At 58.0% G+C, this 16397-nt stretch carries 10 protein-coding genes; 4 read left to right on the top strand and 6 right to left on the bottom strand.

Annotated features, from left to right (window positions below; genetic code table 11):
* Window positions 1-17: 17 nt before the first annotated feature.
* From Mal65_RS04855 to Mal65_RS04845, 3 genes are all read right to left on the bottom strand, one after another.
* Window positions 18-572 carry a rhodanese-like domain-containing protein gene (locus Mal65_RS04855; RefSeq protein ID WP_145294254.1) on the bottom strand — a complete coding sequence of 185 codons (555 nt, stop codon included), beginning with the start codon at window positions 570-572 and terminating at the stop codon, window positions 18-20.
* Between the two features lie 206 nt (window positions 573-778).
* A complete protein-coding gene (locus tag Mal65_RS04850; RefSeq protein ID WP_145294251.1) occupies window positions 779-3931 on the bottom strand; it encodes an efflux RND transporter permease subunit in 3153 nt (1050 codons plus the stop codon).
* Between the two features lie 32 nt (window positions 3932-3963).
* Window positions 3964-5319: an efflux RND transporter periplasmic adaptor subunit gene (locus Mal65_RS04845; RefSeq protein ID WP_165701070.1), complete on the bottom strand. Its 1356-nt coding sequence runs from the start codon at window positions 5317-5319 to the stop codon at window positions 3964-3966.
* Window positions 5320-5850: 531 nt separating this feature from the next.
* Between Mal65_RS04845 and Mal65_RS04840 the strand changes: the two genes are divergently transcribed.
* On the top strand, window positions 5851-6591 hold the full coding sequence (locus Mal65_RS04840) for an alpha/beta fold hydrolase (RefSeq protein ID WP_165701069.1): 741 nt from the start codon (window positions 5851-5853) through the stop codon (window positions 6589-6591).
* Window positions 6566-7381 carry a methyltransferase domain-containing protein gene (locus Mal65_RS04835; RefSeq protein WP_145294243.1) on the top strand — a complete coding sequence of 272 codons (816 nt, stop codon included), beginning with the start codon at window positions 6566-6568 and terminating at the stop codon, window positions 7379-7381. The genes Mal65_RS04840 and Mal65_RS04835 overlap by 26 nt, the downstream gene beginning before the upstream one ends.
* Window positions 7382-7410: 29 nt before the next feature.
* Here Mal65_RS04835 and Mal65_RS04830 read toward each other — a convergent pair whose 3' ends face one another.
* Both Mal65_RS04830 and Mal65_RS04825 read right to left on the bottom strand, forming a co-directional pair.
* Window positions 7411-9105 carry an alpha/beta hydrolase gene (locus Mal65_RS04830; protein WP_145294240.1) on the bottom strand — a complete coding sequence of 565 codons (1695 nt, stop codon included), beginning with the start codon at window positions 9103-9105 and terminating at the stop codon, window positions 7411-7413.
* 101 nt (window positions 9106-9206) lie between these two features.
* Window positions 9207-9590 carry a translation initiation factor gene (locus Mal65_RS04825; protein WP_145294237.1) on the bottom strand — a complete coding sequence of 128 codons (384 nt, stop codon included), beginning with the start codon at window positions 9588-9590 and terminating at the stop codon, window positions 9207-9209.
* 211 nt (window positions 9591-9801) lie between these two features.
* On the opposite strand from Mal65_RS04825, the gene lacZ reads away from it, so the two are divergent.
* On the top strand, window positions 9802-13023 hold the full coding sequence (gene lacZ / locus Mal65_RS04820) for a beta-galactosidase, LacZ type (RefSeq protein ID WP_145294233.1): 3222 nt from the start codon (window positions 9802-9804) through the stop codon (window positions 13021-13023).
* Here lacZ and Mal65_RS04815 read toward each other — a convergent pair.
* Window positions 13020-14462, bottom strand: coding sequence for a hypothetical protein (locus tag Mal65_RS04815; protein WP_145294230.1), 1443 nt, complete (start codon window positions 14460-14462; stop codon window positions 13020-13022). The genes lacZ and Mal65_RS04815 overlap by 4 nt on opposite strands.
* Window positions 14463-14739: 277 nt before the next feature.
* On the opposite strand from Mal65_RS04815, the gene Mal65_RS04810 reads away from it, so the two are divergent.
* Window positions 14740-16356 (top strand): arylsulfatase, encoded by a 1617-nt coding sequence (locus Mal65_RS04810; protein WP_145294228.1) that lies wholly within the window; start codon window positions 14740-14742, stop codon window positions 16354-16356.
* Window positions 16357-16397 lie beyond the last annotated feature (41 nt).

Below are 16397 nucleotides of genomic sequence, written 5' to 3'. Positions count from 1 at the left end.
AATCATCCCCAATCATGTCACGCCGAACACTTGCCGCTGCTGCAACTGTCACCGACTTGATTCCATGGCATTCGGGCCAAGACCATCCCCATGCCACAGGTGTCCGTGATACCGGCGAACATCAATCCGGCGCCAATGAAACCTGACAGGCCAATGAAGGCGGGATGGACAAAGTACCCCAGCACGGCACCAAGCAGTGCCAGGAACCCGGCGACAATGCGGACCTGGCGTTCCAGCGAAATTGCTTTCTTTCCACGCACCACCGGCAAGCCTGCGGCGTCCCACGCCGACGTGCCGCCTTCGACGTTAACGACGTCTTCCAAGCCGGCATCGGCAAACTTCTTACACGCCTGGGCGGCCCGATTTCCGCTGCGACAGATCACATACAACGGTTGCCCGGCCGACCCGTTGCGTGACCGCAAGAATGCGGCCGCATCCAGTGATTCCAACGGCACGTTTTTGGCACCCTGGGCGTGAACCTCACGAAACTCCACGGGCGTACGGACGTCGATCAGTTCGACATCGGATTCGTTCGACAACTGGGCCATCCGGTCCACGGAAATCGTTTGCATCAGGGATTCTCCTTCACACGTCCAATCGTTATCTCGATAGTCGACGATATTTCTGACCATCGTCGTGCATCACTTCATCGACAGGTTCGACGCGGCACAACACCTCGCCACCTTACGATATATCAATGCTTCAATCGGTCGGGCGTCCGCCGCGACGCCGAAAAATTTTTCCCAGCATTCGTTTTAAACGTCTGACGCGAGCAAAGTCACGCGGATTCCGTCGCCCCCGGCTGCGGCGGATCGTCGCCGGACGAACCGCGGCGGCTGCCCCATTCGGCGACCGTCTGCATCACAAAGAAGAACGTCGGCACCAACAGCAACGAGAAAAACGTGGCGGCAATCATTCCGCCGACCACGGCGTTGCCGACCGCACGGCGGCTGGCGGCCCCCGCACCACTGGAAACGATCAACGGCAAAAAGCCCAAGATGGACGAAAATGCGGTCATCAAGATCGCGCGAAAACGCAGCGACGCTGCACTGACGGCGGCCTGTCCAATGTCCATGCCTTCGCGTCGCTGCTGGCTGGCGAATTCGACAATCAGAATCGCATTCTTACTGGCCAGAGCGACCAACAGGACGATTCCGATCTGGGTGTACACGTTGTTGTCGGCCCCGCGGACGACCAGCGCCAAGATCACCCCCAAAACGGCCAAAGGCACCACCAAAATCACCGCCGCAGGGCTGGTCCAACTTTCGTACTGGGCGGCCAAAACCAGGAACACGGCCAAGATGGCCAGCCCGAAGATTGCCAATTGCCCGCCGCCGGCCAATTTTTCTTGGTACGACATCCCCGTCCAAGCAAACCCGAAGCCGGGTGCCAAGCGTGACTGCGTGATCTGTTCCATCAAATTCAGAGCCTCTCCCGAACTGGTCCCCGGCGCAGGTGACCCGTTGATCGAAGCACTGGGATACAAGTTGTATCGTTTCACCACCGACGGACCGAATTCATCGCGAACATTGACGATCGATGACATCGGGATCATCTCGCCATGAATGTTCCGAACGTCCAAGCGTAAGATATCGCTGGCGTTGGCCCGCTCCGATGCATCGGCTTGCAACCGAACTTGGTAGGTCCGGTTGTTGTAGGTGAAATCGTTGACATAGGCCGACCCAAGGTAGGCTTGCAGCGTTCCAAACACGGTCCCCAGCGGGACATCTTGCGTTTTAGCCTTCAAGCGATCGACGTCGGCAAACAACTGGGGCACGTTGGCACGAAACGAACTGTTCAGTGCGGCCAAGCGAGATTGGCCCGATGCCGTTTCGACCACGTCGGTGGCCGCGTTCTGCAGCTGTTCGTACCCGCTGGCCCCTTGGTCCAACAGTTCCATTTGGAAACCGCCGGCATTGCCCAAACCGTCGATCGGTGGTGGGGTGAACGGAAACACGACAGCATCCTGCAACTGGGCAAACTGCTCTCTTAAGTGTTTCAGAATACCGGGCAATTGTTCCTCGGGCGTTTCGCGTTCCTCCCAGGGCTTCAGCACGACGACACTGAACGCGACGTTGCTGTCGGCATAGCCGCTAAGCAACGAATATCCGGAAACCGAAAGTGTGTTGGCGACCCCCGGCGTGTTGTTGTAGATCTTGTCCAGTTGATCGATCACACGATCGGTTCGTTGCCGCGATGCGGCATCGGGTAGCTGGACGTTGACCATCAAATAGCCCTGATCTTCCTCCGGAACGAATCCGGTCGGCAACGATCCAAACCCCCAACCGATCAGCAACAACAGCCCCGCGTAAACCAGTCCCACGCCGAAGACGAACCGGACGATTCGGCGAACGATGGCGGTGTATCCATTGGTGGCCGAATCAAAGCCACGGTTGAACCATCGGAATCCGACAAAGGTGCTTTCCTTCGGTGGTCGCAACAGGATCCCACACAGGGCGGGGCTTAGCGTCAATGCGTTCAGCGTACTGATCAACACCGCCGCAGAAATCGTCAACGCGAACTGGCGAAACAGTTCCCCGGTGATTCCCGGCATGAAGGCACAGGGAACGAAGACGGCCAACAGCACCAGCGTGGTCGCGATCACCGGACCGGTGATTTCGTCCATCGCTTTGACGGCGGCATCCTTGGACGACAAACCGTCCTCCAAGTGTCGGGTGGTATTTTCAACCACCACAATCGCGTCATCGACCACGATCCCGATCGCCAGAACGATCCCGAACAACGACAGCATGTTGATCGAAAAACCGGCGACATTCATGATCATGAACGTCCCGATCAGGGAAACCGGGATGGCCACCACCGGAACGATTGTGGCTCGCCAATCTTGCAAAAAGATAAAGATCACCAGGACGACCAGCACGACAGCCGACACCAGCGTCTTGTAAACCTCCACGACGGATGCTTCAACGAACAGAGTCGAATCAAAGGGGATGTCGAACTGCACACCATCGGGCCAGTTATTGCTGGCGGCCAATTCGTCCATCCGATCGCGGATCAGAGCGGCCGTTTCGATCGCATTGGCACCGGGCAATTGATAGATCCCGATCGACGCCGACGGCACGCCGTTGTACTGGGAGTTATAGACATAGTTTTGTCCACCCAATTCCACACGCGCGATGTCGCCGACCCGTAGAACGCGTCCGCCCTGTTCGGCGCGAATGATGATGTTGGCGAACTCTTCCGGTTGGACCAATCGACCGCGGGCGTTGACCGTCAATTGATAGGCGGTCCCCGGTGGCGCCGGTTCGGCCCCGACTTGTCCCGCGGCCACCTGAATGTTTTGCTCGCTGATCGCATCGACCACATCTTGGGTCGTCAGTCCCCGTTGCCGAAGTTTTTCCGGCTCCAGCCAAACACGCATGCTGTAATCGCCAACGCCAAACACTTGGACGTCTCCGACCCCCTTGATCCGGCTAAGTTCGTCACGCACCGACAGCGCGTAATTGCTAAGGAACAACGCGTTGTAAGATTCGTCCGGGCTGGTCAGCGACAAGAACTGCAAGATCTGTGTCGAACGCTTTCGCGTGGTGATCCCCTGCTGGCGGACTTCGAACGGCAAACGCGGCTCCGCGATGGCGACCCGGTTTTGAACCAGCACCGATGCGATGTCCATGTCGGTGCCCAGTTCGAACGTCACCGTCAAGCTGTAGCTGCCGTCATTCGCGCTGGCCGATGACATGTACAACATGCCTTCGACACCGTTGACCTGTTGTTCAATGGGCGTGGCCACCGTTTCAGCAATTGTCTTGGCATCGGCACCGGGATACATCGCGGTGACCGACACTGTGGGCGGCGAAATCGGCGGGAACTTTGCCACGGGCAGGGCAAAGAACGAAACGACGCCGGCGATCACGATCACGATGGAGATGACCGCGGCGAAGATCGGACGGAAGATAAAGAACTTGGACATGAATCAGTCGCTGCGTGATGAAAGGCCCAAAACTATTCCTGTCCGTCCGCAACGCCGTCGTCATTTGACTCGGCTGCTTCAGACATTTTTTCCGCCAGCTGTTCTTCAGCCTCATCAGTCGGATTTTCGTTCATGCCTCGGGTCAGCGCGTCGGCATCCAAGTCCAACGTGACGTCGACGGGTGTAACGGGGCGTCCGACCTGGGCCTTTTGCAAACCACTGACGACGATCTTTTGCTGCGGCGAAAGCGATTCGGTCAGCCGAGCCCAACCGTTCATTCGCTTGATCACGCTGACGCTTTCCCGCTGCACGATGTTTTGATCGTCGACCAACAACAAGTATTCACCACGCTGGTCACGCTGGACCGACAACTCGGGAACAAACGTTGCCTCCACCGCCTGGGATTCGGGGATTCGAACGGTGACAAACAACCCCGGCAAAAGCCGTTCATCTTCATTGTCGAAAACGGCTCGCACCGCCAGTGTCCCGGTGGCGACATCGATCCCCTTGGCATCGGCGTATTCCAATTTGCCTTTGAAAGCGAAGCCTTCGTCGCCTTCACGTTTCAAGTAAGCGTCACGTGCTTGAAACTTCACCAGATCAAATTCGGCTTCCCCGCGACTGCGATCCGACCGCATGAATCGCAACAATTCGCGATCGCTGATGGTGAAGTTGGCAAACATTTTGCTTTCGTCAACGATCGTGGCCAACAAAGATCCGACTTCGACCAGATTGCCTTCCTTCACGGACGTCTTCGAAATCCGTCCGTTGATCGGCGCCTTCACTTTGGTGTACTGGACGTTCAGGTCCGCGATCCCCAACGCGGCCTGGGCGGTTTGCAGTTGGGCACGGGCGGCGGCGACTTGAGATTCCGCCGATTTTAGGTTGGCTTGCGCGGCATCATTGGCGGCTTTGGCGGCGTCAAATTCGGCTTTGGACGCGGCATCACGTTGCAACAATCGTTGCTGGCGATCGAAATCCAGCTTGGCTCGTTCGGCTTCTGCCTTGGCCACCCCAACCGCCGCTTCGGCAACGGCGATTGCGGCATTGGCATTTTCAACGTCGGCCTGAGCGGCCTTTTGTTCCGCTTCGTACTGATCCGGTTCGATCAGATACAGATCGGTGCCTTTGGCGATGTCTTGCAACGCGGTGAATTTCTGCGATTGCAAAACGCCACTGACCTGGGCGCGAACATCGGCTGCATTGACCGGCTCGGTCGTGCCCTCTTTTTCCAAGAAAGGCGTGTAACTTGTAATCACCGCGGTCGACACACCGACCGGTTGCGGCGGCGGTGCTTCGTATTTGTTGGCTTCCTTGCGGTTGCAACCGCAGGGTGAAAGGAACAGCAGCACCGCGGCCGGCAGTCCCCAGTCTCGAAGGCGTGTCATCTTCATCGGCCCAACATCCACATTACCCCGGCATGACGGTGTGATCATTCCTGCGGAGCCAAGCATACTGGAAATCCGGCGGCCCGAAGACCAGACAAGAATACGAATCTGAGCGTTTCCGATCGTTGGCATTCCTTCGATGCCAGACCGACGAATGCCGACCGAACCAGCGCAATCCGCATGGAACAAAAACATGCACCGGAGAATCCGACGGGGGGATCGTCTGACGGCTAAGTCGGCCACCGTCCAGGTCCGCCGGTTCCATGGTCGGTCGCCTGACGGCCGTCCCGGCATCCGCCGACCAATGTGCAAACCCATGGCATCAAATCGATCCCATGTCGGCGGCCGGCACCGCCATTTCCCAACTCGGCCGGCGCGCCGCCATGTCCGTTTCCACAGGTGAACGAAACACCCGTATTCCCAGACACCCACCGGAACGGGCTATGCTAGACAGACGAGCGGCGACGCCAACGGTTTGCCGCAATGCCCACTTCTGCCCCGGCGATCCGCTTCAAATCCATCCACCTTCCCATGCAATCCACTGTCCTAATGATCAGCGGTTGGTCCTACGGCGCTGGCGCCCTGGCCCCACTGGCCCAGCGGCTGCCGGGACACATGGATTCGATTTCGTTGTCGGCCGAAGAAGTGCTGACGTCGGACCGGATGGATCGTTTCCTGCGTGACGACCGCCAATACATGTTGGTCGGATGGTCGATGGGCGGCATGTTGGCGCTGCACTGGCTGGCCCGCCAGCCGAATCTTTTTAAGGCGATGGTGTTGGTCGGCAGCACCGCGAAGTTCAGCAGCGGCGACGGTCATCACGACGGCGTGCCGAAATCACGGCTGCGGGCAATGTCGTTGGGGCTGCAGCGGGACCCGACCAACGTCCTTGCACGATTCGACCGTCTGGCGGCCGAACCACATCCGGTGCACCCGAGTGTGACCGAATGGCGACAAGCGAACGAACCATCGACGGACCTGGACGCCAAACAGCGTGACGAATCGCTGGCGGCTGGGTTGAGATTTCTGTCATCCAGCGACTTTCGTCCGCTTCTGGCCACCGTCACCGTGCCCACGTTGATTCTGCACGGCGAAGACGATGAAGTGATCCCCGCGCGGGCTGCGACGGAAATGGCACACCGAATCAAAGATTCGCACCTGGAATTTCGAGCCCAAATCGGCCACGATCTACCTGTACGCGATCCCACTTGGGTCGCCGAGCGGATCGAGCAGTTTTGGACCAGTGATGAGGCTGACGGCAATACAGACTGACGACGTCGGACAGCGTTTTTCGTCAGCGGCGACGACCTACGATCGCCACGCCGACGTTCAAGATCGCGTGGCGGCGGATTTAATGCGCTGGATCGGCCGCACTCCGCCGGGCCCAAAAACATCGCCCGACCGCATTCTGGAAATCGGCTGTGGGACCGGACGCTTGACCGTTCGCCTGGCCGGTCGCTTTGCCACGTCCCAATTGACGGCGATCGATTTGAGCGCCGCAATGGTCAACGTGGCGCGGCAAAAACTGCCAGACGATCACTCTGCCACGCTGATCCCCGGTGACTTGCGTGATTTCGACGCACCGCCGTTCGATTTGGTCACCAGTGCATCGGCGATCCACTGGATTTTGCCGATCGACAACGCCTTTGCCGCCGTCGACCGTTTGACCATTCCGGGTGGGCGCGTCGTCATGGCCTGGATGATCGAAGGCACGTTGGGCGAACTGCACAACGCGCGTCTTCGCATGGTTCCCGACAAACCGCCCCAGTCCGCCCTTCCGGCTTGGCCGCAATGCCTGGACGCGATCGAACGAACCGGTTGGACCGTTCATCGTACCGACCAACGGACTTATCCGACGCGTCACCGGTCGGCGATGCATTTGTTGCGGGCCATCCATGACCAAGGGTTGACCGGCGGCCCGTTTTCACGGGCACAAACACCGCTCAGCCGTGGTGAACTGGCCGCCGTCATGCGTGACTATCAACAACGACATGGTCAGGACGACGATACCGTGTCGGCCAGTTACGTCGTGGGATTCGTCGACGCGACCAAGCCCGCTTGAGCGAGGTTGTGAATTCGCCGGCGGGTGCACTATGGCTTGGGGGTGCCCTTGGCTTTGAACTTTTCTTTTAACTGTCGGCTCAGATCGTCATTCCACTGCGCCGGTTCGGTCACCGAGGTCCACGCATCGATGTAAGCCGATGGGGCATAGTTGTGTCCGTAGCCGATCGGAACGCTGGTCGCCATCGGCATGTCAAAAGCCACCTGCAAGAACGTCACTACCGGAAACCATCGCAAAAACGGCGACACGTCCGGGCCCCGCGGCTCGGTCAACCAATCCGGTCGGTGCCAGGCAAGGTTCGGTGAAAACCAGATCATCGGATCACTGGCATGTTGGATGTAGACGTTTCGCATCGCTCCCCAAGGCCGTGACGGGTTCAACGCATTTTTAGCTGCGGTGAAACGGACCAAACGGCTGTCCCGATACACGGGCAACCAGGCCGGCGAATCCGGCTGGCGGTCGCGAACGATTTCGTTCCAACGCTGGCTTGGAAAAGGCGGGCCGCTCCAAACCGCCCCCTGAATCGGGTCTTCGAAAATCGTGTACATGTCGGCACATACTTCCGACCCGAGCGCCCCCAGACTTAGCCCTTGCAAATATAGCCGCGGTCGGTCGTCGGCCGGCAAGTCGGTCCAGTAACGATAGATCACATCGAACAACGCGTCCGCCGAAACGATCGAACGCTTGGGATCCACCAGAATCGTGATCCAACTGGGCAAGTAGGAATATTGCGTGCTGACAATCGCGCAATCGCCGCCGTGAATGAACTCCAAAGTGTCGACCGCCGACGGGTCCAACCAACCGGTTCCCGTGGGCGTCGCAACGACCAGCACGCTGCGGTCGAAACCGCCGACCCGGATCAATTCCTGCAGGGCCAATTCCGCCCGCTGCTGCGGCGTTTCCGCCGAACGCATGCCCACATAGACGCGAATCGGTTGCGGAACATCACGGTCAAGAAATTCACCGATTTCGTCGGCACTGGGACCTTGCACCAGGAAAGCCTTGCCCTGACGCCCGATCGAATCCCAATCGACCAGCGATTCTTCGCTGCCACATGCCATCGCGTCGCTGGGATGATCGATGTCTTCTTCGATCAACGCATCCGCTTTCAAAAACACACCATCGGCAAAGTTCACCAACCCGCGAATGACGACACCATTGGCGACCACCCAAACGATCACAGTCACCAAGATCGTTCCCAACGTCACCGCAATCCGTCGCGGCAAAAATCGATTCAGCTGATTCGCGGCGAACACCGACGAATCGATGAACATGCGTGTCAACGCGACAAGCACGGCGGCAAAGACGATCGCAATCGCGCTGGTGCGATAGGGATCCGCCGTTTGCAGACTTGGCATCTCCATCAATTCGCGAATCGAATTCTGCCAGAAAGTCATCTGGCGAATGCCCCCGACGAAACACAACGCCACCACGATCACGGTCGCAACCTTGGCGATCCGCTGAAGCTTCTGGGGCGCGTGGGGAAGTTCGAAGAAGCGATAGATCCAAACCAGCAAAACGCCCAATGCGTATCCGGCGGCGATCGAAAACCCCGACAGCAAGCCCTGGGTGACGTAGTGCCGGGGTAACAACGACGGCGTCACTGATGCGGCGAAAAACAGCGTGGCAAAAACCAATCCGACAAACGAAAACGATCGCCAGTATTCCACCAACCATCGCCGTACCCGCCGCGACAACGCGATTGATCGTTTCGCTTTTGACATGAGCCTGATTCAAGTATTGAAGAAGTCGAAGCCAACCACCGAAGACGACCAGAGCTCAGGACCCGGCGTCTTTGAATGTGCGTGACCATCGCGTGGGTTCGTCAACCTTTGACGCGATAACCGATCTGTTTCAGCTGACGCCGAACCGTGTCCAGATGGTCACCCTGTAATTCGATCAAATCCTGTTTCGCTTTGACCGTTCCGCCGGATCCACAGACCGCCTGTAACTGCTTCAACAACTGCGGCAGATCGTTCGCGGCGGCGGTCAAGCCTTCGATGACCGTCGCGACACGCCCGCCTTTACGCTTTTGACGCTGGATCTTTGCCGTCTGTTGTTCGGGCGGCAAACGTTGACGTTCGACTGCCAGTTTCCGCTCGTGTTCAGCTTTCTGCGCAGCACTGCACTGACAATGGGCTTCCACCTTGCCACACAGATCACAGGTGGGCGGAATGTCGAACTGGGTTCCGGCAAACAATCGTGTCATCAATCAGTCAGTCAACCAAAGTCTATTGTCAACATATCGCATCATCCCTTCGGATTGTCGCCGACCATCGTATCGTTGTTTTCGCTGTCCGTCTTCGGGAATGTCGCAGCATCGACGACTCCCGGAGCAACTCATCGGCGCTAAAATGTGACCTTTGGCCTCGGCGTCCCGCCCCGCCTTCATGACCACCGTCGACAGGATGACCATCCCAATGCCGCTACTTCGTTTCTGTCCACAGCCCTGCCGTTTGCCAACGTTGATCGTTGCGTTCGGCCTTTTGCTGACCAACATTGGTTGCGCGGTGGACACCGCCCCGGCCCCGGATGCACCGGACTGGGCAAACCAACATGTCATCGGCATCAACAAACTGCCGCCGCGTGCCCACAGTTGGCCGCTGGCCGGCACCGTGGCCGCCGCCAATGGCCAGACAACCGATTCACCATGGGTCCGTTCGCTTAACGGCCAATGGAAGTTCCACTGGGCCAAAGATCCGTCGTCACGACCGGTCGATTTTTATCAGCCCGATTTTGATGTCACCGGTTGGGCCAACATTCAAGTCCCCGGAAACTGGCAAACCCAGGGCTTTGGATTGCCCGTGTATTCCAATATCCCTTATCCGTTCAAGAAAGATCCGCCGAATGTGATGGGAGATCCGCCGGCCGATTTCACCAACCACGAAATGCGGAACCCGGTCGGTTCGTACCGACACACGTTCGATGTGCCCGCGGATTGGTCGGGACGAAAAATCGTCTTGCATTTTGCCGGCGTCGATTCGGCTTGCTACGTGTGGGTCAACGGACAAAAGGTCGGCTACAGCCAGGGCAGCCGAACGCCCGCCGAGTTTGACGTCACCGACCTTGTCCAGACCGGCAAGAACCAATTGGCGGTCGAGGTCTATCGATACTGCGACGGCAGCTATCTGGAGGACCAGGATTTTTGGCGTCTAAGCGGTATCTTCCGCGACGTCTATTTGGTTGGCACCGACGAACGTCGCATCCGCGACTTCTTTGTCACGACAGACTTGGATGACGCCTACCAAGATGCCGAATTGGCGGTGCAAATCGAATTGGAAAACCGTTCCGATGTGGACGCCGCTCTGTCCGTCGACGTCCAGCTATTGGATGACCTTAACGAAGCCGTTTTCCGTGACACCGTGACCGCCGAATCAATTCCGGCCGGATCCAAAGGCAACGTCGCGCTGACCGAAACGATCAAGCAGCCGAAACTGTGGTCCGCCGAAACACCCAATCTGTACCGCTTGGTGCTGACCCTGTCCGACGCCCAAGGAACGGTCATCGAAGCCCGGCAATGTGAAGTCGGATTCCGCGAAGTCGAGATCAAAGATGGCCTGCTGCACGTCAACGGACGTCCGGTTTATCTGAAAGGCGTGAATCGTCACGAACACGACCCGCAAACCGGCCACACCATCAGCCGTGAATCGATGATCCGCGACATCGTGTTGATGAAGCAGTTCAACATCAACGCGGTACGCACCAGCCATTACCCCGATGACCCCACGTTCTATTCGCTGTGCGATCAGTACGGTTTGTACGTCATCGATGAAACCAACATCGAATCGCACGGCATGGGGTACAAGCGTGAATCGCTGGCCAAGGATCCGTTGTGGGAAAAGGCTCATTTGGACCGAGCGATACGGATGGTCGAACGTGACAAAAATCACCCCAGCATCATCATCTGGTCGCTGGGCAATGAAGCGGGCAACGGCGTGAATTTCATGACCAATTACGACTGGATCAAACAGCGTGACCCGTCGCGTCCGGTCCAGTACGAACAAGCCCACTACGACCAACACAACACCGACATTCGATGCCCGATGTACGCGACGATCGACAAGATTGTCGACTACGCCCGCAATGATCCGGACCGACCGTTGATTTTGTGTGAATACGCGCACGCGATGGGCAACAGCGTCGGTAACCTGCAAGATTACTGGACCGCCATGGAATCTTATGACCATCTACAGGGCGGATTCATCTGGGACTGGGTGGATCAGGGCTTGGTCAAGTCGGTTCCCGAGGGTGACCAATTGCCGACCGGCTTGACGCCCGCCTTCGGTGACTCGGACACTTTCTTTGCCTATGGCGGTGACTTCGGCGACAAGCCCAACGACGGCAACTTTTGCATGAACGGTTTGATCCAGCCTGACCGCCGACCCAACCCGCACCTTTGGGAGGTCAAAAAGGTCTATCAAAATGTGAAGGCAAGCTCCGACGCGCCCTCCCAAGGCAGCTTCACGGTGCAAAACAAATTTGTCTTCACGAACTTGGACCAGCTGGAGACGCGTTGGACGCTACGCATCGATGGTGAAGTGGCCGACACCGGTTCGCTTGGACGTCTGGACGTCCCGCCGCTTAGCACCGCCGACGTCAACGTTCCCTTCGACTTGAAAGAATCGGGTCGCGGCGAAGCGTTGCTGACGCTTGAATTTGTCCAGCCACAGAAAACGCTTTGGTGCGATGCCGGACACCGTGTTGCTTGGGACCAATTCGAACTGCGTCCGGCGGCAGCCGAAGCGTCCACGATGCAAGCGAATGATGGTCAACCACTGCGTGTGACCAACAACGAGGCGACGCTGGTCATCCAAAACGCGGGCAACACGTTGGAATTCGACAAGTCGACGGGTGCGATGTCGTCCTGGATCGCCGGCGGCAAGGAATTGTTGACCGGACCGCTGCAATTGAATTTCTGGAAGGTCCCCAACGACAACCAGTATCGCAACCGTTATTTACAGCGATTGGGTGTCTGGCAAGACGCGGTCGACCAAATCAAAGTCACCGAGATGGATGTCCGGAACGACGGCGAAAAGGTCGTGGTGCAATTCGATTCGAAGCTGCCCAGCGTCGATGCGACGTGCAGCGTCAAATACACCATCACCGACGGACAATCGGTGGACATCAAAGCCGCCTATCAGCCCGGAAAACCGCCGGCCGATCTAATGCCGCGGTTCGGCATGCAAATGCAAATGCCCGAAGCATTCGGGCAAGTCCGATGGTACGGTCGCGGACCGCACGAGACGTACTGGGACCGCAAGACCGGTGGAGAAATTGGGACCTACGAAGCTCAAGTCGCCGACATGGTGTTTCCGTACTGCCGATCACAGGACACGGGCAACCGCACCGATGTGCGGTGGATCGAACTGAACGATGGCGATGGAACCACCGTGCGCGTGACCGGCGATGCGCCGGTCAGCGCCAGTGTTTGGCCGTTCACGATGGAGGATTTGCAACAATCCACCCATCCGTACAACCTGCCGCGTCGTCCGATAAGCGTCGTCAGCATTGACGAAAAACTACACGGCGTCGGCGGCGATAACAGTTGGGGTGCCAGGACGCACAGCGAGTACACCCTGGCCAGTGATCAGCCGCATCAAATCGGATTCCGGATGCGGGTCCGCTCAGGTCAGTCGGACTAGAACTGCACTTGATACTTGTCCGTCATCTTGCGGCGCGTGTCTGCGGTCATTTTGTCGATCGTTGAAAGGGTCGACGTCCAATTCGCATAGGCGTTGCCGCGAGCCTGGGCCTTGTTCACGTTTGCCGCGTTTAGGCTGTTGTAGTAATAGCCTTCGCGGTAACCGTAGCCACCGTTCCAACCATACGAGTATCCGGCGCTGCCGTAGTAGCCGCCGTTCAGGCTATCGCGTGCGTTTTGTTTTCCGACAGCGATATTCCCTTGGCGAACCGTCAGCGCATTGCCACGCAGCAACTGCGCGACGTCGGTCCCGTACTGGACCATTTCGGGGTCGACGTTCAACGTTCCCAATTCTTCGATCTGACGAGCCCGTTGGTCATGCCATTTGGCCAAGTGCCCGGTCGATTGCGATTTGTGGTTGCGCGTCTGTTCGATGATTTCATTGACTTGGTCGAAGTAGTACTTGGTGCGATAGACCGCCTGTTCTTCCTTCGAACGCGACTTGGCCGCCGGGTCGGTGGCCGCGGCGGCGCGACGTGCCTGACGTTCCAAACTGAACATGCTAAGCACACCGCTAAGGGTGCTTTCAGTGATCGGACCTTGGAACTGCAGAACGTTTCCTTCGACCTTGACGTCCCACGTCAGGATTTCCGCGGCCGAGGTGCCGGCATTATCCAAGATTTCGGCCAACATTTCCTTGGCGATCAATTTCAGCCCGGCCGGCGATTTGCTGAACTCGAACTTCACGATGCATTCGTTCAGACTTTTTCGGCCGACGATGATGCTGAAACCTTCCATCGACGCCAGGGTCTTGGCGACGTTTTCCGGAGGGTTGGATTTCAGCGACTTCAGGCCTTCCAAGTGCTTGCTAAGCGGGACGGGCGAAAACGCATTCTTGGTTTCAATCGCCAACATCGCCGACAGATACGATTCGGGTTGCCCCGCCATGCGCGTCAGGAAATCGCTGTAGTTCACGCTGACACTGGGCGTCAACCAACCGGACAGCAACGTCCGGTCGGCCGGTCGCAACATGCCCAACCGATTTTCCTTGCCGGCCAGAAAATAGGTCTGGTTCGGTGACCAAACGACCTTTTCGCCTTCCACTTCGTCGACATAGCCGCCCAACGAATCGGCCAACTGGTCGGGTTGGACGGTTTGCTTCAGCGTGGCATAGCCGGCTTCCCAGCGTGGGGACATCTTGGACAGATCCAAGTCGGCGATCAGCCAGTAGTCTTCGATTCCCTGGGCGGCCCGTTTGGCAACACCGGCGGCCGACAGCAATTCATTCAGGGCGGGGACGTTGACGTAACCGACCGTGTTGGCCGGAGCAGGGGACTTCTTCAACAAAAGCGCGATTTTTTCGTCATCATCAGCCGCCGCGACCGTAGTAAAAGTAACGGCCGCCAGTAGCGACAAGCCATGCGACAGTAGGCGATTCATGTTTGCTAGCTCGGATGCAGAGGGATAATGGGCTGCGGAAAAGACGGTGTATCGACAGCATAGCCGCCGGTCGGCACGTCCGCCGGTCTGCCTGGCAAAGGGACAAGTGTGCCCGGAACAGGCGTGCCCAGAACAGGACACAAAATACACGGGATATTTTGTGCCTGTTAAACTCCCAAGCCCATCCCCCGAAATCCCGCCACCTTTCCGGCGTCGCACCGGAAACGGCCGCCCACCTTTGCCGAACTCTCACCTCGCCTTCACCATTGCCTCACCAATGAGATTCAAAACCCTCCACCTACTGGCCGTCTTGAGCCTGTGCGTTTGTTCCCACCTGCAGGCCCAGGATCGCCCCAACGTGATCGTTGTGCTGGTCGACGACATGGGCTATTCGGACCTCGGCTGCTACGGCGGCGAAATCGACACGCCCAACATCGACGCACTGGCCGGGCAAGGCCTGCGGTTCACCCAGTTTTACAACCAGGGGCGGTGTTGCCCGACACGGGCCAGCCTGATGACCGGGCTGCAGCCACACCAGACGGGCATCGGCCACATGACGGCGCCTCCCGGCAAACCGCTGGGCATCACCGGACCGTACCAGGGATATCTGAACGACCAGTGCACGACCCTGGCATCCGTGTTGCGTGATGCGGGCTATCACACGTTGATGACGGGCAAGTGGCACCTTTCGGGCGACCAAGAACAGTGTCAGCCGACACGCCGTGGCTTTGATCAGTTTTACGGATGCCTCAGCGGCGCGATCAATTACTTTGATCCGGCGGGCGATCGCGGATTGACACGCGGCGACCAACCAATCGATGCACCGGAGGATTTCTATGCCACCGATGCGTTCACCGACGAAGCGATGCAGATGATTCGCGATGTCACCACCAAAGATGACCGTCCGTTCTTTTTGTACTTGGCCTACAACGCCCCCCACTGGCCGCTGAACGCCAAGTGGGAAGACTATCAAAAGTATCGCGGCAAGTATCGTGACGGCTGGAACGAACTGATCCGTCGTCGCAATGAACGTCAGCGAGAACTTGGCATCCTTGACGCGGACACCGAACCGGCCGCTTATCCGGGTCCTGACTGGGATTCATTGAAACCGAAACAACGCGATCGCCTGGACGCCGTCATGGCGGCCTACGCGGCGTGTGTGGATTCGGTCGACCAAAATATCGGCAAACTGGTCGGATTCCTGGACGAACAAAAGCTGACCGACAACACGATCATCTTTTTCTTGTCCGACAACGGTGCCTGCCAGGAAGGCGGCGATTTCGGCAAGGGCGATGAAGCGATGGTCAAGAATCCGCCGCTTCGCACGACCAACGGCGTTCGATTGGGTTTGCACTGGGCCGGTGCCTGTAACACGCCTTATCGCAAGTACAAACACTTCGTTCACGAAGGTGGCGCTTGCACGCCCATGATCGCCCATTGGCCCGCGGGAATCCCCAACAAGCTGAAGGGTTCATTGGTCGATGAAGTGGCTTACCTACAAGACTTCATGCCCACGCTGATGGAATTGGCCGGCGGATCCTATCCGTCCGATGTCACGCCGATCGAAGGGCGTTCGATGCTGCCGCTGTTGAAGGGTTCAAAAGATCCGATTCACACCGAAACGATCTTTTGGGAACACGAGGGCAACGCCGCGGCCCGCGACGGTGACTGGAAACTGGTTCGTGAATACGGCAAGCCGTGGGAACTGTACGACATGGCGAACGACCGAACGGAGCTGAACGATCTGGCCGACACCCGCCCCGAGGTTCGTGACCGATTGATCGCGGCTTGGGAATCATGGGCCGATCGAACCGGCGTCGCTTATCCCGAGCGTTTCAACATGTACGAATACTTGAACAAGTTGAACAAGGCCCCGGGGCATTCGTCGAAGTGAGACAAGCGTGCGGCCGACTGCCCGTTTCGCTTGAGCAACGG

Source organism: Crateriforma conspicua (assembly GCF_007752935.1).
Lineage (GTDB): Bacteria > Planctomycetota > Planctomycetia > Pirellulales > Pirellulaceae > Crateriforma > Crateriforma conspicua.
Note: the sequence above shows the minus strand (reverse complement) of the source record. Positions and strands in the feature narration are given on the sequence as shown.

What these genes read in the sequence shown, in the direction of transcription:
- Mal65_RS04855 (WP_145294254.1), bottom strand. Translation starts at nt 572, where the DNA reads ATGCAAACGATTTCCGTGGACCGGATGGCCCAGTTGTCGAACGAATCC.
- Mal65_RS04850 (WP_145294251.1), bottom strand. Translation starts at nt 3,931, where the DNA reads ATGTCCAAGTTCTTTATCTTCCGTCCGATCTTCGCCGCGGTCATCTCC.
- Mal65_RS04845 (WP_165701070.1), bottom strand. Translation starts at nt 5,319, where the DNA reads ATGACACGCCTTCGAGACTGGGGACTGCCGGCCGCGGTGCTGCTGTTC.
- Mal65_RS04840 (WP_165701069.1), top strand. Translation starts at nt 5,851, where the DNA reads ATGCAATCCACTGTCCTAATGATCAGCGGTTGGTCCTACGGCGCTGGC.
- Mal65_RS04835 (WP_145294243.1), top strand. Translation starts at nt 6,566, where the DNA reads ATGAGGCTGACGGCAATACAGACTGACGACGTCGGACAGCGTTTTTCG.
- Mal65_RS04830 (WP_145294240.1), bottom strand. Translation starts at nt 9,105, where the DNA reads ATGTCAAAAGCGAAACGATCAATCGCGTTGTCGCGGCGGGTACGGCGA.
- Mal65_RS04825 (WP_145294237.1), bottom strand. Translation starts at nt 9,590, where the DNA reads ATGACACGATTGTTTGCCGGAACCCAGTTCGACATTCCGCCCACCTGT.
- lacZ (WP_145294233.1), top strand. Translation starts at nt 9,802, where the DNA reads ATGCCGCTACTTCGTTTCTGTCCACAGCCCTGCCGTTTGCCAACGTTG.
- Mal65_RS04815 (WP_145294230.1), bottom strand. Translation starts at nt 14,462, where the DNA reads ATGAATCGCCTACTGTCGCATGGCTTGTCGCTACTGGCGGCCGTTACT.
- Mal65_RS04810 (WP_145294228.1), top strand. Translation starts at nt 14,740, where the DNA reads ATGAGATTCAAAACCCTCCACCTACTGGCCGTCTTGAGCCTGTGCGTT.